This is a genomic window from Paraburkholderia fungorum (assembly GCF_046027605.1).
Lineage (GTDB): Bacteria > Pseudomonadota > Gammaproteobacteria > Burkholderiales > Burkholderiaceae > Paraburkholderia > Paraburkholderia fungorum_F.
Map to the genome: position 1 here is coordinate 20765 of NZ_JAQQEF010000010.1, position 19020 is coordinate 39784.

The window sequence follows — 19020 nt, forward strand, 5'->3', positions numbered from 1 at the left end:
ACTGACACTTCAACCTCCTGCCGTTGTCTTCGCGCGGTACCGTACCGCCTGCGGGGTAAGTCCGCCGCCTCTTACCAGATCCACGAGCTCGCGCTTCAGGATTTTCCCGCTCGCAGTGAGTGGGAACACATCGAGGGAGGCGAAATACTCTGGCATGTCGTATTTGGACAAACCCGCGGCCGCAAGATGCTCCAGCATCGATTCAGCGCTCACAAAAGTGCCCGGCTTGGCAACGATGGCGAGACAGACCTTTTCCCCAAGTCGCTCGTCGTAGACCGGGAATGCAGCCGCACGCTCAGTGTCAGCGTGACGCATCGCGAGTTCCTCGATTCCCGCCGGAAAGATGTTGTGGCCTCCCCGGATGATCAGGTCCTTCTTGCGGCCAACGATCTGCAGACATCCGTCCTCGGTCAGGACCCCCAGATCGCCGCTCATGAACCAGCCGTGCCGATTAAAGGACGTTTCAGTCGCAGCCTGATTATTGAAATAACCAAGCATCAGTACGGCGCCCCGGCCGCCGATTTCCCCGATCTCACCTGGTTCTGCTTCGACGTCGATGTCGTCCTGCTTCCAGAGTTTGATCTCGTATCCGTTGCAGGGACGACCACAGGTAGAAACGATCGTGTCAGCGGTGTCACTCGGCCGCGTGTAGTTATGTGATCCGTTCTCCGTCATACCGTATACATTCTGTGGAGTAACGCCCAAACTCATGAAACGCTGCGCAACATCGCGCGGAATGGCTGAACCCGCCATATAAAAGGTCTTAACGTTTCCAAGCCTCGCGAGGCCTCTTTTTTTAAGGTCAGCGAGAACGTCCATTGCATGAGTAGGAACCCCCATCACGTAATCCGCTTCGGTTTCGACTATCCAGTCGAGGCCTGCGGCGCCTTTCGATGGATCACTCATAATCAGCTCGAGACCGGCTACTAACATCTGCTCAATTGCCACTGTCGCGATGTGGTGACTCATCGGGCTTAGCGACAGCAGTCTCGTACTGCTGGAGTGCGCCCAATCCGCCGCCAGCGCACGACCATTCGCGAGAAGCGTGTTGTCACTGTGCATAACGCCTTTGGGGACGCCCGTAGTCCCAGATGTAAACGCGAGATATACGATCTTGTCCGCATCCAGATCCGGAGCGTGCAGCACCGCCGGAGGAGTGCTTTCGGGGAAGGCGAGTTCATCGGAAATATTGGGATCCGCCTGACGATCAAAGACCATGAGGAGCCCGGCGATCGATCTGGTCCGGTCGAAGATGGATTGCTCGTGGCCATTCGCACCGTAGTCCCGCTCCGCAAAGAGCGCCTTGCACTGGATACGCTCGAGCAGAATCGCTATTTCCTCTACCGTATAGTTCTGATGCAACGACGGTGCGCAGACGTAACCATTTCTTGAGCATGCAAGAAAGACAATAACCGTCTCGATTACGTTGGGAAGCCATACACCCACGCGGTCACCCGATCGCAGACCGCCCCGATGCAGCGTTTCGGCGACGCTATCGGCCCACTCAGTGACCTCCCGCCACGTAAGCCGTCGAGTCGCGTCCCGCAGCGCGTAAGCCGAAGATTGCTCGCGGGCGTGACGACGTGCGAGCGTGTAGAGCGTCTCCTGCTGCCAGACGCCGGTCAGATAGTATTCCCGCGCCCTCTGGGGATTGTGAAGCGTCAATATGTTTTGCATGACGTCCGTCCGAAAGTCGATGAACAGGCGCGGTCAATGACCAAACTTGGATGCGTCCGGCTCACGACGCTCAGAAAACGCCGATGCGAGTTCAGCGTGCTCGTCGGACTCAAGGTAGCCGCGCAGCAGAATGTCATGCGACATGCGGGACAAACCGCTCACACCGCCGTGACGCGCGTTGAAAGCGGACTTGATTGAAGCGAGCGCGAGCGAACCGCGCTGTGCAATTTCGAGGGCATAGGATCGCGTCGCATCGTTCAGTTCGCTATCCGGTACCACCATGTTGATCAGACCCATCTCAAGCGCCTCTCGTGAGCTGATCTTGGGGTTTCGATACCAGATGTCTTTCGCACGCTTCTTGCCGACCAGATCCTCCAGGTACCACGTGCCGTAACCGGCATCGAAACTGCCGACCATTGGCCCGACTTGCCTGAAGACGGCACTTTCCTTGGCGATGGTAAGGTCGCATACGACCTGCAGCACGTTTCCGCCGCCGACGGCAAAACCGTTCACGGAGGCGATAACAGGTTTCTGCAGGCGATCGATGCTCTCGTACATTTCCAGCGTTGGGAGCACGCCTGCGTAGAGCAGTGAGTCTTCCATGCCGTCCTTCCGGCCTCCAGTGCAAAAGAATTTGTCGCCTGCCCCCGTGATGACGATGACCCGTGTGCGCGTTTCTCGACGGATGAGTTCGATGCAGTCTCGAATCTCGTGACACATCTTCTCGGTGAACATGTTTCCGTCATGCGGACGGTTGAGGGTAATTGTGCCGATCGGACCATCTTCCTGATACAGGATCTCTTCGAATTCCATGACTGTCTCCTTTCTGATGCTCAAATGATTTGACGTTCTCTAAGCCCTGCAATGCAGGCTTCGGACATACCCAGTCGTTCGCGCAACACCCGTTCGGTGTCCGCGCCTAAAACCGGGGGCGCGCGGCGATGCACGTCGCTCTTGCCATCAAAGCGAATTCCGAGACCAACTTGCGGCACTTTCCCTGCGGCCCCTTCGACCGAATAAAACAGCCCTTCAGATAGCAGATGACTGTCTCGTACGACCTGGTCCACACGGTTAATGGGGCCTGCAGGGATCCGGTTCTCGTTGAATAAAGCTAGCCAGTACTCGCTCTTGCGACTCACAAGTAGAGACTGAATTGCAACCACAATATCCGCACGCCTGGCGCGCCGGTTCGCGTTCGTTGCCAGCGAAGCGGTAGCACCATATTCCGGCTGACCCACTGCCGTCCAGAAACGATGCCAAATTGCATCGTTACCCAGCCCGAGCGTGATCGGCTCGTCTGCAGTTTCAAATACCTGGTAAATAGCAATGACCGAATCTCGGCCACCGGACCGCGTAACACGTTCACCCGAGCCCAGGTAGGGAACAACTCGTGGCGCCATGAATCGGACCATGCTCGAAACCATCGAAACATCGATGCTCTTGCCGCGCCCCGTTCGTTGCCGCTCGTACAGCGCCGCCAGAGTCGCCAGCGCGACGTCCTGTCCGGCGAGCAAGTCGGCGGCCGGCGTGCCGACTTTTTGAGGACCGCATTCTTTCTCACCGGTCAGATCCATCACACCTGAATACCCTTCCGCAATGAGGTCGTAGCACGGTAAATTCGCCTTGGATCCCTGCGATCCGAAACCCGTCAGCGCGACGTGGATCAGCGACGGATAGCGGGTCTGCAAAGACGCGAAGTCCAATCCGAGTCTCCGCTGAACGTCCTGAACCACGTTCACTACAAGAACATCGGTCGACTCGAGAAGGCCGGCAAGAATACTGCGACCCTCCGGCTGTTTGATATCGAGCGTCAAACTCTCCTTGTTCCGATTGATACTGAGGAACCAGAGGGATTCGCCGTCAAGAAAGGGAGGGCCCCATGCGCGGGTATCATCGCCAGCGCCGACGCGCTCAACTTTCGTTACTTCAGCCCCCAGGTCCGCAAGCAACTGGGTACCGTAAGGTCCAGCGATGGAAGTAGTGAGATCTAAAATCCGGACTCCCTTCAGCAGTTCGAGTCCAGTGGTCGCGTTCGCGGTCGGAAGTGTGTCGAGTGGGCTCATTGCGGTGTCTCAGTCGTTTGCTCCCTATATGCGACAACCGTGCCAAGCTGCTGAATTCAAATGCCCCATCAAGCTGAAACCCATGCCAGCAAAGGGTTTGCGTCATCGTTCGAGCTAAGGTTCGCTGAAAGCGCCCAACTCTTTCGTTCGCAAAAGTGTCCACCACCGAGGACACAGGACAATAATTAGTGTATTCGACTACACTTGCGTGGACAGAAGACACTCAGACGGAGGAGACATGGGATCGCCGACAAACGGCGTGCTTGTGATGGACATGGCCGGCCAGGTGAGATTTGCTGCCGGGCTCGGAAGCGATACATCCGTGATCGATGCCGTCACCGCGATCTGGCGTCGGCGAGCGGCGACACCACTAAAACGCCTGTTCGCTCTCGACGAATCAGAGCAACCGCTGACGGTAGCAACAGTCAGCACCGCTCAAGGCGCCTGCTTCCTCCTTTTCCAAGGGGCGCAGGGCGACGAACTCGCCGAATTCATCGCTAGCGTGGATTTCTCAGACGAAATTCTGCGCCACTTCGTGACCAACCCCTACGAGGCCATCACCGTTGTCGACAAGGACGGGACGCTGCGCTACATCAGCCCAATACACGAGCGGTTCTTCGGCTTACGCCATGGAGAGGGGACCGGAAGGCCTGTTACAGAGGTAATCGAGAATACTCGGCTTCCAGAGGTCGCGAAGTCTGGAAAACGCGAGATTGGACAGGTGCAGGAGATGAACGGGATTACGCGGGTCGTCACCCGTACCCCTATCTTTGACCGCGAGCGGAATTGCGTTGGCGCGATCGGGCAGGTGATGTTCAAAGGACCGGAGGCAATTGAACAACTCAGCGTCGAACTCGCTCGGGTGCGCCAGGAGCTTGCCTTCTATAAGCGCGAACTGTCAGGCATACGCAACCGCGCATACGGGCTTGACCAGATCGTTGGAAATAGCGATCAGGTGCGGCGTCTGAAAGACGATATCGTGCGTGTGGCACCGCTTGACGTGCCTGTGCTACTCGTTGGCGAAAGCGGAACAGGCAAGGAACTGGTCGCGCACGCGATACACCTTCTGAGCGGACGCAGCGACAAACCGCTTGTTCTCGTCAACGCCGCAGCAATGCCGGCCAATCTGGTCGAGAGCGAACTCTTCGGCTACGAAGGTGGCGCATTTACGGGCGCAGATAAGAAGGGACGCAAAGGTAAGTTCGAACAGGCCGACACCGGGAGCCTTTTTCTCGACGAGATCGGCGATATGCCTCTCGAAATGCAGGTCAAGCTATTGCGGGTGTTGCAGGATGGAACATTCGAACGCCTGGGGGGTGACCGTCCCAAGCGCTCCGATTTTCGCCTTATTTCCGCCAGCAATCGCAACTTCGACACCATGATCAAAGCGAATAGCTTTCGGCTCGACCTGTTCTATCGGATCAGCGCGGTGACTCTTCGTCTTCCGCCGTTGAGAGAGCGGCTTGATGACATCCCTTTGCTGGCCGAGAAATTTCTCACTGACTTCGCCACGCGCCATCGGATGGAGAAAAAGATATTAAACCCGGAAGTGATACGCCACCTTCAGGAGCGTTCCTGGCCGGGAAACATCCGGCAATTGCAGCATGCCATTGAGCGCGCCGCAATATTTTCTGACAATGCCTTCCTTGATGTGGAGAATTTCGAACAATCGTCAGTTGAGTCTGACCTCGAGCCTTCCGGCTACCCACATCTTTCGACTGATTCACCGCTCAGCAAAGCAGGTATCCGCGTAGCCAAGGAGAAAGTAGAACTGGATCTGATCAAGGAGGCACTGGCGCAGCACAACGGAAACAAGAAACGGGTTGCAGAAGTGCTCGGCATGTCTCGTTCGTATCTTTACAAGCGATTGAAAGAGCTCGATACGCATTGAACATCGGAAATTGCAAATTGCCTTCGCACCATTGCATTCAGACTCGGCCGTATAGGCGGGGAAGAATCACAGCGCGAGGTTTTCACGACCGGACAATCGCAACATCGATGGCTGCCCTCGATAACCCGCGTTATCGCCGCAAGCCACCTCCCATATCTAAACATGCGAGAACTGAGGGGTTGCAGCCGCCCGTTCCAGGGCTCGAAGGACCGAGATCGACCGATTCTGTTGAAAAGTCGTGTTTTGGTTTGTGGCGCTGGTTTTGGCAGTACGTTTCGAGTTGGAGAATTCAGCGAGACGGCTCACTCACCGTCGCTGCATGCCTTACTGCTTCAGATGTCTCGTACTGAATGATGCGGATATCTCGGCTCCTCGCCGGAACCGCGAGTGGCTTGCTCCGACAGCTGGATTCTGTAACGTACACCACAGGCTCCCGGAAACGGTGCCTGCGTCCGTATTCCGGCTATCAAATCACTTCGACGCCGCGCATCGGGCAATCATCCGTTACCGCGAAAAATGCTTGTTTCGGGCCACCGGCCGCCTGCGCTAGCAGAATTGATGGGCAGCATTAGCGCACGAATGGGCACCGCTAGCAAAATTAACGATCTCCAACAACAGGTGCGCTAGCGGAAATAGCGGACGTCTGGTGGTGGTGAGCATATGCAATCCGCACCACGCAAAATAGACCAAGTATAGATAGCCCCCGACGATACAGAGACGACTGCGGTGGCAGGAAGCGACGCTGTAGCACTGAAAAGAGCGCCCACATCGATCCGGCTAGAGCGAACAGGGTATCGCCAACCCATACTGTCGAGCTGCCGTGCAGCAACCCGGGAGCGGCCGTGACAGCTAGCCCGAATACCACGACAGCGAGGCCGGTTAAGCGGGTTGTGCTCCGACGCACACTGAGAATCACAGTTGCGAGCAGAACCCTGACCAGGGACAACATCCCGAGCTAGATTACCGCTGCGTGGGCCAGTGGCGCGAAGTAATAGCCACTCGCGCTCACGACGACAACTAGAGGCCCGGCAAGTGCGGCAAGGCACATGCCCTTGCGCCAACCCATGCCAGCGAGGCGGTGTGGAGAATGCCGCAACAGCTAGGGCAGCATAAGCAAGCTGGATGTCAGATACCGCAGGAAGGCGAGATCGGGCGCTTTGAGGCCCGAGCCGATACCGTAGCGGGCGACAACAAGGAAAGCCTCCCGAGATCAGCGTAGCGGTGAATTCCAAGGCCAATCCCTGATGGTGCACGCCGGCGCTGTGACCCGCGAAGCTGCTATGGGCGACGCTCACCGCGCTTCTCCTGCGGTTGCGAGGTGTGTCCGGATGAACCTGGCAGAATCTTTGAGTGCACGGCGGGCATCGGGTACGAGGCTCGGAAAGAGTTGCCACTGGTGGACCATGCCGGGCCAAACTTCAACCGAGACTGCGACGTCGTCCATGGCGGCGACTCGCGCGATACGCAGGCTGTCGTCGAGAAGGATTTCCCCTGCGCCGACCTGCAGAAGCAGAGGCGGCACCCCGTGCAGGTCGGCGAACAAGGGCGACGCGTCGGGACTGCGCGGATCGACGCCATGCATGTAAATGCGGGTTACGTTTAGCAATCCGTCGCGGGTTAGTACCGGGTCTCGAGCGGCGTTAGTTCGCGTCGATTCGCCCGACGCGGTCAGGTCCATAATGGGGCTCATCGCGACCATAGAGGACGGCAACGGCCGGTGTGACGCGCGCAGCCGCAACGCCAGTTCTAGCACAAGGTTGCCGCCGGCCGATTCGCCTGCAAGTGCGATATTCGAGGCGGGATAGCCTTGTTGTAGCAGCCATTCGTAGCTGGTGACAGCGTCGTCGATCTGGGCCGGATAGACGGCTTCGGGCATGCGCCGGTAGTCGATCAGCAATACGTCGGCTTGAGCGTCTTTCGCAAGCGTGGCGGCGAGCACACGATGGCTGTCGCTGGATCCGCTATAGAAGCCGCCGCCATGCAGATACAGAATCACACCACGCTTGTGTACGCCGGACGCATTGCGATTGACCGGCGAGATCCACTTGCCGGGCACGCCGTTCGCGTCGACCGTGCGGATCGTCACGCCATCCGGAACCGGGAATCTTGCCATCAGCTTTTCGAAGGCCGCCCGGCGGTCGATGAAGTCGTGTGTACCGACCAGGGATTGTTGACGCATGGAGTTGACGGCAGCGATGCCGTCGCTACGCGACACCGGGGCGCTTTGCGCCTCTGCGCCGCTGGCGGTGAACGCGGCCGCTGCCGCGAAGCCCAGCGTGAAAATGATCAAGGGTTTCATGATTCTCCTTAGACTGGTCGTTATCGACCTCGGGGAGAAGTGTCGCAGCGCGCGGTGCGTCCGGCCAATTCGATGTAGTCGGGTACGCGATAAGTTTCGCTAATCGGGCGGCCCGCCGTCGCGGCGTACAAGGCGGCGCACCTGTGTCCGACGAGCTTCCTCGATGGCCAGTTCGATGAAGTCGAGCACGAGAGGACTACGCTCATGCTCGCGGAAGAAGATCTGCACGGCCAGCGGGTCGAAGCCGTCGACCGGGGAATGCGAGAGCGATTCGGGCACCGAGGCGAAGACGTAGCTTGCGCCGAGCAGTGAGCCCAGCCCTTGATCCACGAGGGCGATGCCGACCTGGGATTGCGTGGTTTCGTAGACAATATTTGGCTTGACGTTAGCGTCGGCGAAGTGGGCGAGCAACGAATCGTAGAGCGGTTCGTTGACGGCACGCGCGGGGACGATGAGTCGCTCACCCGCAAGTTCCTCGATTCGCAGACGCTTGCGTTGTGCGAACCGATGAGTGCGACGCATCAGCAGACTCCATCCGGAGTCCAGCAGACGTTCGGCGCTTATGTGCGCCTTTTGCTCTGCCTGCCCGACAGGTACGCCAAAACCTACGTCGATCTCGTCCGTCGGGAGCGCGGCCATCTGCCGCCCCGCGTTCATCTCGTGCCGAACGATATTGACGTCGGGGTAGAGCGCCTGTAATCGGGTCAGTGCGGGCGGGATAAAGGGCAGGTTGGTGTACTCAACCAGTCCGATCGATAGTGTGAAGTTCTGGGCGCTTCCAGCCTCGCGCGCTGCCCGGAGTGCTATATCGAGCTGCCCGAGCACTTTTTCGATACCGTCGCGGAGGGCCTCCCCGGCAGCCGTCAGCTTGACACCGCGAGGACTCCGGATAAATAGCGGAGTGCCGACGAGTTCTTCCAGCTTTGCAACCTGCTGACTTAAGGCGGACTGGGTCACATAGGCGACATCAGCCGCCCGCCCGAAATGCAGCTCGCGTGCAAGGATTGAAAAATAGCGAAGTTGCCGTAATTCCAGCGCTCTCATTGGGGGCGATCAATGCGTGGCGATCGTCACAAGTTCTGGCTGAAGGTAGCCGCGCAATGCTTCCAGACCGCCATCCGAACCGTAACCGCTGTCCTTGACACCGCCGAAAGGCGTCTCCGCGTAGGCAATCGCCGTATGATTGATTCCGAGCATGCCGGTTTCGACGCCTGCTGTAATGCGGGAGATGTCTTTTGCCGAGTCACTGAATGCGTAGGCGGCGAGTCCGAAAGGGAGGCGGTTTGACTCCGCAATCGCTTCGTCGAGATCGCGGTAGGACAACAAGATCGCGATAGGCCCAAACGGCTCCTCGTTCATCAAGGCGCTATTCCTGTTGAGATCTGCGATCACGGTGGGCTGGAAGAAGAACCCAGGTTCATCGAGTCGTTCGCCGCCCGCGAGGATGGTCGCACCTTGTTCGCTTGCATCAGTCACAAGCCGCTGCATGGCCGCGAGTCTCCGCTCATTATTGAGTGGTCCCATTTTTGTGTCCGGCGCCAAACCGTCGCCCACCTTGATGCTTTTGACCTGTTCCAGGAATGCGGCGGTGAACTCGTCGTACACCGAATCGTCGATCAGAAAGCGAGTCGGTGAGATGCAGACTTGGCCGCAATTCGCGTACTTCGCAAGCACAATCGATTTCGCCGCTCCCTCGAGATCGGCGCTCGCCGTGACGATCACAGGAGCGTGTCCTCCGAGTTCCATCGTGGTCCGCTTCATATGCAGGCCCGCGAGCGACGCCAACTGCTTGCCCACCGGCACCGAGCCCGTGAACGAAATCTTTTTGATAGCCGGATGCGGGATCAGATACGAAGAAATCTCGCTCGGCACGCCATACACGACGTTGACGACGCCCCGTGGCACGCCTGCGTCGACGAAGCACCTTGCCAGTTCCGACGTGCACACGGGTGCTTCTTCGGGCGGCTTGATGATGACCGAACAACCTGATGCGAGCGCCGCAGAAATTTTGCGTGCGACCTGCGTGAGTGGAAAATTCCACGGTGCGAACGATGCCACGGGACCGACAGGCACCTGGATGACGTGCTGCTGAATATCGGGGTGCCTGCTGGGAACGATGCGGCCATAGGTTCGCCTACCTTCCTCGGCGAACCAGTCGATGATCTGCGCAGCGAGCTCGGCTTCGAGCCTCGATTCGGAGAGCGGCTTGCCCTGTTCGACGGTCATCGCGCGGCTGATGTCCTCGGCACGGTCGCGAAAGAGCGCTGCGGCGCGCCGCAGAATATTCGAGCGTTCGAGTGGCGGTGTGCGGCTCCACGTCGTAAATGCGCGCGAGGCCGCGCGGGCCGCACGCTCCAGATCGGCCTCGGTGGCGACAGCAACGCGCCCGATGACGTCCAGGGTCGCCGGATTGTGGTTATCTAGCCATTTGTCGCCGGCGCCGTTCGTCCATGCGCCATCGATGAAGAGATCGACATCGCGCGTCGTATGAGATGGCAGCGTCATGTCACGCCTCCGCGAGTTGCAGGGCGCTCACGTGCGCCGGGCTATTGGGGCTGGCGGTGAGGCCGCCGTCCACGACGAACTCGGCACCGGTGACGTGGCCTGCTTCGTCGGAGGCGAGGAACAGCACCGTGTTGGCGACGTCCTCTGGCTCGGCAATGCGGCCGAGCGGGCTGACCATCCTGCCGAGGTCGTCTACCGTAGCCCCCGCTTTCTGCGCGCCATATTCGGCGATGGCCGTACGCACGAAACCCGGAAACACCGCGTTGACCCGCACCTGGTCATAGGCATATTCGATTGCGACCGTCCTGCTCATGATCCGCACCGCCGCTTTGCTGGCGGCATATGCCGTGCGTCCGGCGATGCCGGTGAGCGCGTTGGTCGAGGACATGTTGACGATCGCCCCGCGGCGTGCTTTCGCCATAAGCGGTGCGAACGCTCGCATGCCCAGAAAGACGCCCTTGGCGTTCACGTTCATCATGCGATCCCATTCCTCGACGGTCGTCTGGGCGAGAGGGCGGATGAGATATACTCCGGCGTTATTTACCAGTATGTCCGGTGTCCGGTACTGGTCGACCGTCCACGCTGCCACTTCACGCCACTGTTCTTCGGAAGTGGTATCGAGCGTCCTGAACGCGCCTGTGCCTCCCTTGCTCCTGATTTCCTCAATGACGCCTGCGCCGCCATCCGCATTCAGGTCGGTCGCGATCACGGTCGCGCCCTCGGCGGCCAGCCGCAGGCTGATGGCACGGCCGATCCCCGACGCCGCTCCGGTCACCACTGCTACCTTGTTACTCAAACGCATGAGACCCTCCTGATCGACCACTTCCCGCTGAGAAAATTCATTATATGGATAAAGATACCATAAAATGGTGCTTGCATAGATTGAGACGCGACTTGCTATCGAAGATGGAGGAACACACACGTGCCTAAACTCGCAACTGGTCAGACGTTGCGGTCCGCAGAGCGTATGCTCGACGTCCTCAAGCTCTTTTCGACCGATGAAGCCTCGTTGACGATGTCGGAGATCACCACGCGGCTCGATCTGGCGCCCAGCACAGTGCGGCGCATCCTCGACGCGCTGGAGAGCAAAGGGTTCGTGAGGCAGGATCCGCGGAGCGGAAAGTATTCCCCCTTTGTCGAGATCGTCCGGCTGGCGGCTGTGGCGGTGCAGGGCAACGACCTCATATCGGCAGCGAGCCAACCGCTTGACGATTTGCGCGACAAGACGGGCGAGAACGTCCAGCTGACCGTACTCATCGAAAACGACGTCGTGTTCGTCGATCGCCGCGTGACGAATCAGACGATCAAGATCTTTAGCCCGATCGGCTATCGTCGGCCGCCCTGGGACGGGCGCGCTTCAGGACAGGTCCTGCTCGCATGGCTGCCCGAGAATCAGGTCGAGGGCATGCTGCCGACGGCGTCGCAATGGCGTCCGGGGCACGTCGCGGGGCTCGCTAGCTCGAAGGCGTTCCTGAAGCTGCTGGTGGACGTGCGCGAAAAGGGCTACGCGATCAACGACGAGTTCACGGAGCGGGACGTGTGGGCGGTCGCGGCGCCCATCCGCGATCACACGCGGCAAGTCATCGCCGCAGTGAGCATTCCCGTGCTGAAGTCGCGCGCGAGTGATCCGAAGCGCGTCGACGAGCTTGTCGACGCCGTGGTCGGGGCGGGCCGGGAAATCTCCCGCCGGCTGAGCTATTTCGAGTAAGCGCCTGTGCCGCCAAGGGGAGATGGAGTGCTTCCGGGCGCGGCCTACATTGACCAGACGTTCCCGTCGGGATAGAGCATGGCGCCTTCATAACGCAGCGCCGGATCGTGGTCGCGCGCGAGCAGCAGCGGTCCGTCGAGATGCACGGCGTCCGCCGCCTGCGCGAGCACGATTCCGGGCGCCATCGACAGCGAGGACGCGACCATGCACCCGACCATGACTTTCATGCCGGCCGCGCGCGCCGCGTCGGCCAGTGCGAGACCTTCGGTCAATCCGCCCGTCTTGTCGAGCTTGATGTTGGCGAATGCATACTTCCTCCTGATGTCGTCCACCGACCGCAGATCGCGGCACGATTCGTCGGCCGCGAGCGGAACCGGGCTCGCATAGCCCAGCAGAGCCTCGTCGGCGCCTGCCGGCAGCGGCTGCTCCAGCAACTCCACGCCTAGTCTCGCGAATTCCGGCAGGAAGGTGTCCAACTGCTCGGGCCGCCACGACTCATTCGCGTCCGCCATCAGCCGCGCTCGCGGCGCCGCCTCGCGCACCGCGAGCACGCGCTCGAGGTCTCCGTCGCCACCGAGCTTCAGCTTCAACAGCGGGTAATGCGCGAATTCGCGCGCTTTCTCGGCCATCTCCCGCGGCTCCCCGAGGCTCAGCGTAAATGCGGTAAGCACCGGCCGGAGCGGCGCGGCGAGTCCAGCTGACGCAGCTACGGTATGGCCGCTCAGGCGGCTGCGCAAGTCCCACAGTGCGCAATCGATGGCGTTGCGCGCCGAGCCGGGCGGCAATAGCTGCTGTAACGCCAGCAGGTCGATCCCTTGCTCGATCGCCGGCCGCGCCGATTCGATCTGCGCGCCGACGCTCTCGATACTCTCGCCGTAACGGCCATAGGGCACGCACTCCCCGCTGCCCACGGCATTGCCCTCCCTGATGCTGACAACGATCGACTCGGCGATCGTCTTCGAGCCGCGGCTAATACGGAATACACCGCGAATCGGCAGGGTGCAGTGCTGCTGTTCCATCGTCCTGCGCTTCATCTCACTCTCCCTCGTTCAGAAAATAGTTTGACACAGCCAAGATTGAACCATATTATGGATTCACAAAACATATTATGGTTTGATCTTATGAATATCGATTCGATAGTGCATGCAGACGAGCCGACCCGGAGGAGCAAACTGACCAGCCTCGCCGACGCCATGATGAGCGTGAAGGCAGGGCAGTTCGTCGCTCTCGGGGGCTTGTGGTTTCACAACAATCCATGCGCGGCGGTGAGAGAGCTTGCGCGGCGTAAAATTCGCGATCTGCATATCGTCGCCGCGCCGCCGTCGAGCTATGCGGTCGATCTGCTGATCGGCGCAGGTTGCGTGTCGCACGCGACCGTGGGGTATGTTTCCTTCGAGCATCTCGGTTTCGCGCCGAATTTCCGGCGCGCGGCGCAGGAGGGCGCTGTGCGCATCGTCGACGCCGACGAGGCCACGATCCTCGGCGGTCTCATGGCGACCGTCGAGCATCTCGACTCGCACCCGGTGACGTCCGTGAAGGGCACTGATATCTGCAGGTCGTCCGCCGCGCCGCGCAATCAGGACGGTGTCGTGGCGCCGGTCGCGATGCGCCCGGACGTGTGCATTCTGCACGCGCAGGAAGCGGATAGGTACGGCAACGTGAGAAGCCTGGGCACGCCGTTTTGCGACCCGCTCTTTGCGAAGGCGTCGAAGTACGTGATCGTCACCGTCGACCGGATCGTAGACAACGATTCGATTCGTGCGCAGCCGCATCGCACCACGATTCCCGGTTATCTCGTCGACGCCGTCGTCGAGGCGCCGTTTGGCGCGCATCCGTGCTCCAGTCACGGCGTCCACGTGCACGACGAAGCGCATATCCGGTCGTACATCAAGGCGGGCGCGAACGCCGACACGTGGAATCGCGATTATCTTGCTCCGTACGTCGAAGCACCCGCGTCGCTCGAAGGCTATGTTGAGCGCGTGGGTGGCGCAACGCGGATTCTTGCGCTTTCGGAGGTGGTGCGATGAATAGCTACAGCAACGACGAGTTGATGACGGTCCTGCTGGCCCGCGAGTTGAGAAACGAAGATCTCGCCGTTACAGGGGCCAGCTCGCTGGTGCCGGTCGCCGCTTGTCTGCTCGCGCAAATAATGCACGCGCCCGACCTGACGCTCATCACGCCGGCGGGCGTCGTCAATCCGGCGCCACCGAGACTGTATCAATCCGCATCTGATGGACGGTGGGTAGAAGGCGCCGAAGCGGTTGGGACTGCATATGACCTCTTCGAAATGTCAGAAAACGGCAGGCTCGACGTGATGTTTTATGGCGGTGTCCAGATCGACCGGCGAGGCAACATCAATCTGACCGGCACGGGTTATGGCACAGACGGACGTCCCACGTTTCGCGGGCCGGGCCTGGCGAATACATCGTTTGCCGTCGTGTCGAAGCGCATCCTGCTCTTCAGTGCGGCACATACGCCGCGGACGTTCGTGGAGAAAGTGGAATTCCTCACGGCGGCCGGACATCTGAACGGTCCCGGCGACCGGGAAAGGCACGGCATAACGACCGAAGGGCCGGTCATGTGCGTCACGCCGCTCGTAACCTTCGAATTCGACACGGAGAAGTGCATGCAGGTCCGCTCGATCCATCCGGGCGTCGATCCCGATGACGTCGTCAGGAACACAGGCTTTCCATTGCGTCTGGCGTCATGGCCTCGCACGGACGCGCCCACATCAGAGGAACTGTCGCTGCTGCGCAGATTCGTCGATCCCAGCGGAGAACTGTCGGCCTGAGCACGGCTGCCGGATCTGGATAGAGCACAAAACACTCGGTAAAACACCATGAATCAGAAAACTTGCTTGAAGGGATTGCGCGTGATCGATTTCACGCGCGTGGTGGCAGGTCCGTACTCGACGTCGATACTCGGCGATCTGGGTGCGGACGTGATCAAGATCGAACGGCCTGGAACCGGCGACGACAGCCGCGGCTGGGGACCGCCGTTCGTCGGCGAAGTCAGCTCCTATTTTCTGGGGCTCAACCGGAATCGGCGCAGCGTCGCTATCGATCTGCAAACCGTGGAAGGCATAGAGGTCGCCAAGCGGCTGGTCGCCGACGCGGACGTGATCGTCGAGAGTTTTCGACCTGGCGTGATGGATCGCCTCGGCCTCGGTTACGAAGAACTGAAAAAGACAAATCCCGGCCTGATCTACTGCGCGATTTCCGCGTTCGGCCAGAGCGGGCCGTACAAGGAGCGGCCCGGCTATGACCTGATGATTTCCGCGCTTGGCGGATTGATGGGCGTGACCGGCAACGCGGACGGAGAGCCGGTCAAAACCGGCGTGGCGCTGATCGACGTGTCGACCGGGCTGCATGCCGCCATCGGCGTGCTGGCCGCGCTTCATCACCGCACCGTGACGGGCGAAGGGCAGCGCGTCGATGCGTCCTTGCTGAGCACCGAGCTGGCCATACTGATCAATGTCGCAAGCGAATATCTCATCGGTGGGAGCATCGCAAAGCCGCAGGGCTCGGGGCACGCGAACGTGGCACCGTATCAGGCGTTTCCGACCGAAGATGGCTGGGTGCTGATGGGCTCGCCCAACGACAAGCTGTTCAGGAAAACGTGCGACGCGCTGGGCAAACCTGAATGGAAGGACGATCCGCGCTTCCTCACGAACGGCGACCGGGTGGTGCACAAGCCGGAACTCGTCGGGATGATCAGCGCCATCACGCGCACCCAGAAGACGAGCTACTGGGTGGACCTTCTGTCGGCGACGGGCGCGCCGGTCGCGCCGATCAACAAGATGGATGCCGTTTTCGAGGATCCGCAGGTCCGGCATCTGGATCAGGTTGCCTATGTCGAGCATCCGCTGTACGGCCGGTATCCCGTGGTGACGTCCGGCCTCCGGTTTTCTGCGACGCCGCCGGTCGTCGGTCCAGCCGCCCCGAGGCTCGGCGAACATACCTTCGATATTCTCGAAGGCGAGCTGGGCATGAGCGCACGTGAAATTGAGCAGTTGATCGAAAGCGGCGTTGTGGAGTACAGACCTGCCGCAGGCAACGAAGTCACAGCAATGGAATCGGCCGCCCCTTCGACGGGACTGGCTTGACCGATCATGGCGCACATGATGCCTGGTGCGCCCGATAAGAATACTGGCAACGGTGTTGTCATGTGAGGACGGTGGAGACAAGACATGAGTACTTTGAACGATTCGATTCATACGAGAGCGGAGCGCGAGGTCGAGGAGAGCCTCGCGCACGATCCGGCGCGCCGGCGCCGCATTGTCATCGGCGCGGGCATCGGCACCGCGATCGAGTATTACGATTTCACGATCTACGCCTTTCTCGCGACGACCATCGCGCAGGTCTTCTTTCCGAAGTCCGATCCGACTGCGGGCCTGCTCTCCACGTTCGCCATTTTTGCGGCGTCGTTCTTTCTGCGACCGTTCGGTGGCATCGTCATCGGCCACCTCGCGGACAGGCTGGGTCGGCGCAAGGCGCTAACGCTGTCAGTCGCGGGCATGGTCGCTGCGAGTGTCCTCATCGGATTCATTCCGTCATACGAAGCGCTCGGCGTGGCGGCGCCCGTGGTACTCGTGCTTTTGCGTTGCATTCAGGCGTTTTCCGCAGGCGGTGAATTGGGCACGGCTGCCTCCTATGTGGCGGAGCAATCACCGATCAACCGGCGCGGCTACCTCACCGGCTTCGTCAATCTGGGAACGGTCTCGGGCACGCTACTGGCGTCGTTCACCGTGGCGCTAACGCGGGCTCTCGTTGTGGAGACGGATTTCGCAACGTGGGGCTGGCGCATTCCTTTTCTCGTTTCGCTGCCGCTCGGTCTCATCGCATTGTTCGTGCGCCTGCGCATGGAGGAGTCGGTCGCGTTCGAGGAAATCGCCAAGGAAAAGGAAATCAAGCGGGCGCCGGCGCTCGGCGTGCTCAAGGCGAGGCCCACTGCCGTTCTCGTGGTGATCGCCCTGGCTTTGACGTCGAACGCGAGCTACTGGACCGTGTTCACCTATCTGAGCACGCTGCTTCAGACGCAGCACGTGGTGGATGCGAAAACAGCGGCATGGGCGACCACGGCGACGCTCGTGCTCGCGGCCGTATCGATGCCGTTCTGGTCGCGTCTTTCCGACCGCTTCGGCCGCAAGAAGATCATGGTTCTGCTTAACGGGCTGTTCGTTGTGAGCGCGTATCCGCTTTTCACTCTCGCCACGCATGGCGCGGTCGTGGGCATCGCCGTGCAGCTCGTCCTCGGACAAATCACCGCGTGCTATCTGGCGAATCTGCTTGCGACGCTCGCGGAAACACTGCCTGCTTCGATGCGTGTCAGCGGCTTTGCGCTCGGCTACAACATCGCTTCGATTCTCGCCGGTGGCTCGGCGGGCTATATCGCGACCTGGCTCGTGGTCAGCACCGGAAACCCGGCATCACCCGCGTTCTTTGTGATGAGCGCGACGGGCATCGCGTTCGTCGCCTCCGTCCTGATGCGTGAGACCGCGAATCGTCCATTGCTTCTGGATCTCTGACGCCGGCCGCGAACGCAGCAGTAGCGGCAGCCGTCACAACAACGCAGGAACGGCGGGTTCGATTAGTTCATATCGATCCGTCCGCAATATATTTAATTAAGACAACTGATTATGAAGCCATTCGATTTGCTCCCCGTACAACGCGATGGAGGGGGTTTGCGCATGCTGGAGGGCATTCGCGTATTGGACCTGACGACCTCCATCGCCGGCCCCTACGCGACCCAATTGCTCGCGGACATGGGCGCGGAAGTGCTGAAGATCGAGAAGCCCGGCGCGGGTGACGACACGCGGGCCTGGGGGCCGCCGTTTCTGGGCACGCAGTCGCTCTGGTTCCTGAGCGTCAACCGGAACAAAGAAAGCATGACCCTCGATATTCGCCAGCCGCAGGGACGGAATATCGTGGATCGGCTCGTCGAGGAGAGCGACGTCATCGTACTCAACATGGGCCCGGGCGTGCAGGCGAAGCTGGGACTCGATGAAATGAGGCTGCGAGCGCTCAACGAGCGCCTGATCCACGTTTCGCTGACGGGCTTCGGCCTCACGGGCACGCGCGCGGACTTGCCCTGCTACGACCTCATTGCGGAAGGCTATTCGAGTGTGATGGATCTGACCGGCGAGCCCGATAGCGGCCCGCAAAAAGTCGGCACGCCTGCGGCGGACCTGCTCGCGGGGCAGGACGTCGCGCTCGCGACCCTGGCGGCGATCATTGAACGGCAGCGTACCGGTAGCGGCAAGGCGATCGACGTGTCGATGGTGGAAAGCATGGTCCGCTTCATGTCGCCGCGCATCGTGCCTTGGCTCGGGAGCGGCGAAGCGGTGACGCGATCAGGCGGGCGCGATTCCGTCATCGCAGTCTACCAGGTGTTCGACACCGGGGACGAGCCGATCACGCTCGGTCTCGGCAACGATGCGATCTGGCGGCGCTTCTGGCAAGCGGTTGGCGATCCCGCGTACGGTCAGCAAGCGCGTTTCGCCACGAACGCGGCACGCAGGGAGCGCCGCGAAGAAATCGTTACCGAAGTCAGCCGCATTCTGCTGGCGCGTCCCCGCTCGCACTGGCTTGCGCTTTTCGAATCACACAGGATTCCCTCCGGACCGATCAACCGTGTCGAACAACTCGTCGCCGATGAAGTGCTGCGCGAAAAGAGCATGTTTTACGCGGTCGAGGGTGCGGACGGGCTCGTTCCCCAAGTGGGGCTGGGCATTCGCTTCGACGGCATCAGCAACGTTCACAGACGAGCGCCGCCCGAACTCGGTCGTGACACTCAAAGCGTGTTGCGGCAGCGTCTCGGGCTGGCCGAAGAGGAAGTTGCTCGTCTCGTCGCGGCAAAGATCATTTGATGGAGGTTT

At 60.4% G+C, this 19020-nt stretch carries 15 protein-coding genes; 7 read left to right on the forward strand and 8 right to left on the reverse strand.

Going from position 1 to position 19020, the window contains the following annotated elements; translation table 11 throughout:
- Positions 1 to 9: 9 nt before the first annotated feature.
- The 3 genes from PQR53_RS17950 to PQR53_RS17960 are packed head-to-tail and all read right to left on the reverse strand — an operon-like array spanning position 10 to position 3740.
- Positions 10 to 1677 carry a class I adenylate-forming enzyme family protein gene (locus PQR53_RS17950; RefSeq protein WP_408456326.1) on the reverse strand — a complete coding sequence of 556 codons (1668 nt, stop codon included), beginning with the start codon at positions 1675 to 1677 and terminating at the stop codon, positions 10 to 12.
- A gap of 33 nt (positions 1678 to 1710) precedes the next feature.
- A complete protein-coding gene (locus PQR53_RS17955) occupies positions 1711 to 2490 on the reverse strand; it encodes an enoyl-CoA hydratase-related protein (RefSeq protein WP_408456329.1) in 780 nt (259 codons plus the stop codon).
- 20 nt (positions 2491 to 2510) lie between these two features.
- Entirely contained in the window at positions 2511 to 3740 is a 1230-nt protein-coding gene (locus PQR53_RS17960) for a CaiB/BaiF CoA transferase family protein (RefSeq protein WP_408456332.1), read from the reverse strand.
- A 238-nt stretch (positions 3741 to 3978) separates the two neighbouring features.
- Here PQR53_RS17960 and PQR53_RS17965 point away from each other — a divergent pair, with 238 nt between their 5' ends.
- A complete protein-coding gene (locus tag PQR53_RS17965) occupies positions 3979 to 5631 on the forward strand; it encodes a sigma-54 interaction domain-containing protein (RefSeq protein ID WP_408456334.1) in 1653 nt (550 codons plus the stop codon).
- Positions 5632 to 6922: 1291 nt separating this feature from the next.
- Here the strand turns inward: PQR53_RS17965 and PQR53_RS17970 are convergent.
- From PQR53_RS17970 to PQR53_RS17985, 4 genes are all read right to left on the reverse strand, one after another.
- Positions 6923 to 7930, reverse strand: a complete 1008-nt coding sequence (locus PQR53_RS17970; RefSeq protein ID WP_408456336.1) for an alpha/beta hydrolase — start codon at positions 7928 to 7930, stop codon at positions 6923 to 6925.
- Positions 7931 to 8029: 99 nt separating this feature from the next.
- Positions 8030 to 8974 (reverse strand): LysR family transcriptional regulator, encoded by a 945-nt coding sequence (locus PQR53_RS17975; protein ID WP_408456339.1) that lies wholly within the window; start codon positions 8972 to 8974, stop codon positions 8030 to 8032.
- 9 nt (positions 8975 to 8983) lie between these two features.
- Positions 8984 to 10435 carry an NAD-dependent succinate-semialdehyde dehydrogenase gene (locus tag PQR53_RS17980; protein ID WP_408456342.1) on the reverse strand — a complete coding sequence of 484 codons (1452 nt, stop codon included), beginning with the start codon at positions 10433 to 10435 and terminating at the stop codon, positions 8984 to 8986.
- 1 nt (position 10436) lies between these two features.
- Positions 10437 to 11237: an SDR family NAD(P)-dependent oxidoreductase gene (locus tag PQR53_RS17985; protein WP_408456345.1), complete on the reverse strand. Its 801-nt coding sequence runs from the start codon at positions 11235 to 11237 to the stop codon at positions 10437 to 10439.
- A 165-nt stretch (positions 11238 to 11402) separates the two neighbouring features.
- Here PQR53_RS17985 and PQR53_RS17990 point away from each other — a divergent pair, with 165 nt between their 5' ends.
- A complete protein-coding gene (locus PQR53_RS17990; RefSeq protein ID WP_408456348.1) occupies positions 11403 to 12143 on the forward strand; it encodes an IclR family transcriptional regulator in 741 nt (246 codons plus the stop codon).
- Between the two features lie 44 nt (positions 12144 to 12187).
- Here PQR53_RS17990 and dgcA read toward each other — a convergent pair whose 3' ends face one another.
- Positions 12188 to 13177: an N-acetyl-D-Glu racemase DgcA gene (gene dgcA, locus PQR53_RS17995; protein ID WP_408456351.1), complete on the reverse strand. Its 990-nt coding sequence runs from the start codon at positions 13175 to 13177 to the stop codon at positions 12188 to 12190.
- A gap of 87 nt (positions 13178 to 13264) precedes the next feature.
- Between dgcA and PQR53_RS18000 the strand changes: the two genes are divergently transcribed.
- From PQR53_RS18000 to PQR53_RS18020, 5 genes are all read left to right on the forward strand, one after another.
- On the forward strand, positions 13265 to 14170 hold the full coding sequence (locus tag PQR53_RS18000) for a CoA transferase subunit A (protein WP_408456354.1): 906 nt from the start codon (positions 13265 to 13267) through the stop codon (positions 14168 to 14170).
- Positions 14167 to 14934 carry a CoA-transferase subunit beta gene (locus PQR53_RS18005; protein WP_408456357.1) on the forward strand — a complete coding sequence of 256 codons (768 nt, stop codon included), beginning with the start codon at positions 14167 to 14169 and terminating at the stop codon, positions 14932 to 14934. Before PQR53_RS18000 ends, PQR53_RS18005 begins: the two co-directional genes overlap by 4 nt.
- 48 nt (positions 14935 to 14982) lie before the next feature.
- Positions 14983 to 16248, forward strand: coding sequence for a CaiB/BaiF CoA transferase family protein (locus tag PQR53_RS18010; RefSeq protein WP_408456360.1), 1266 nt, complete (start codon positions 14983 to 14985; stop codon positions 16246 to 16248).
- 84 nt (positions 16249 to 16332) lie between these two features.
- Entirely contained in the window at positions 16333 to 17670 is a 1338-nt protein-coding gene (locus PQR53_RS18015; protein WP_408456363.1) for an MFS transporter, read from the forward strand.
- A 111-nt stretch (positions 17671 to 17781) separates the two neighbouring features.
- Positions 17782 to 19011, forward strand: coding sequence for a CaiB/BaiF CoA transferase family protein (locus tag PQR53_RS18020; RefSeq protein WP_408456366.1), 1230 nt, complete (start codon positions 17782 to 17784; stop codon positions 19009 to 19011).
- Positions 19012 to 19020 lie beyond the last annotated feature (9 nt).

Coding starts and splice junctions, on each gene's coding strand:
- PQR53_RS18005 (WP_408456357.1), top strand. CDS start 14,167: ATGAATAGCTACAGCAACGACGAGTTGATGACGGTCCTGCTGGCCCGC.
- PQR53_RS17970 (WP_408456336.1), bottom strand. CDS start 7,930: ATGAAACCCTTGATCATTTTCACGCTGGGCTTCGCGGCAGCGGCCGCG.
- PQR53_RS17975 (WP_408456339.1), bottom strand. CDS start 8,974: ATGAGAGCGCTGGAATTACGGCAACTTCGCTATTTTTCAATCCTTGCA.
- PQR53_RS17990 (WP_408456348.1), top strand. CDS start 11,403: ATGCTCGACGTCCTCAAGCTCTTTTCGACCGATGAAGCCTCGTTGACG.
- PQR53_RS18010 (WP_408456360.1), top strand. CDS start 14,983: ATGAATCAGAAAACTTGCTTGAAGGGATTGCGCGTGATCGATTTCACG.
- dgcA (WP_408456351.1), bottom strand. CDS start 13,177: ATGAAGCGCAGGACGATGGAACAGCAGCACTGCACCCTGCCGATTCGC.
- PQR53_RS17985 (WP_408456345.1), bottom strand. CDS start 11,237: ATGCGTTTGAGTAACAAGGTAGCAGTGGTGACCGGAGCGGCGTCGGGG.
- PQR53_RS18020 (WP_408456366.1), top strand. CDS start 17,782: ATGAAGCCATTCGATTTGCTCCCCGTACAACGCGATGGAGGGGGTTTG.
- PQR53_RS18015 (WP_408456363.1), top strand. CDS start 16,333: ATGAGTACTTTGAACGATTCGATTCATACGAGAGCGGAGCGCGAGGTC.
- PQR53_RS18000 (WP_408456354.1), top strand. CDS start 13,265: ATGAATATCGATTCGATAGTGCATGCAGACGAGCCGACCCGGAGGAGC.
- PQR53_RS17950 (WP_408456326.1), bottom strand. CDS start 1,677: ATGCAAAACATATTGACGCTTCACAATCCCCAGAGGGCGCGGGAATAC.
- PQR53_RS17960 (WP_408456332.1), bottom strand. CDS start 3,740: ATGAGCCCACTCGACACACTTCCGACCGCGAACGCGACCACTGGACTC.
- PQR53_RS17965 (WP_408456334.1), top strand. CDS start 3,979: ATGGGATCGCCGACAAACGGCGTGCTTGTGATGGACATGGCCGGCCAG.
- PQR53_RS17955 (WP_408456329.1), bottom strand. CDS start 2,490: ATGGAATTCGAAGAGATCCTGTATCAGGAAGATGGTCCGATCGGCACA.
- PQR53_RS17980 (WP_408456342.1), bottom strand. CDS start 10,435: ATGACGCTGCCATCTCATACGACGCGCGATGTCGATCTCTTCATCGAT.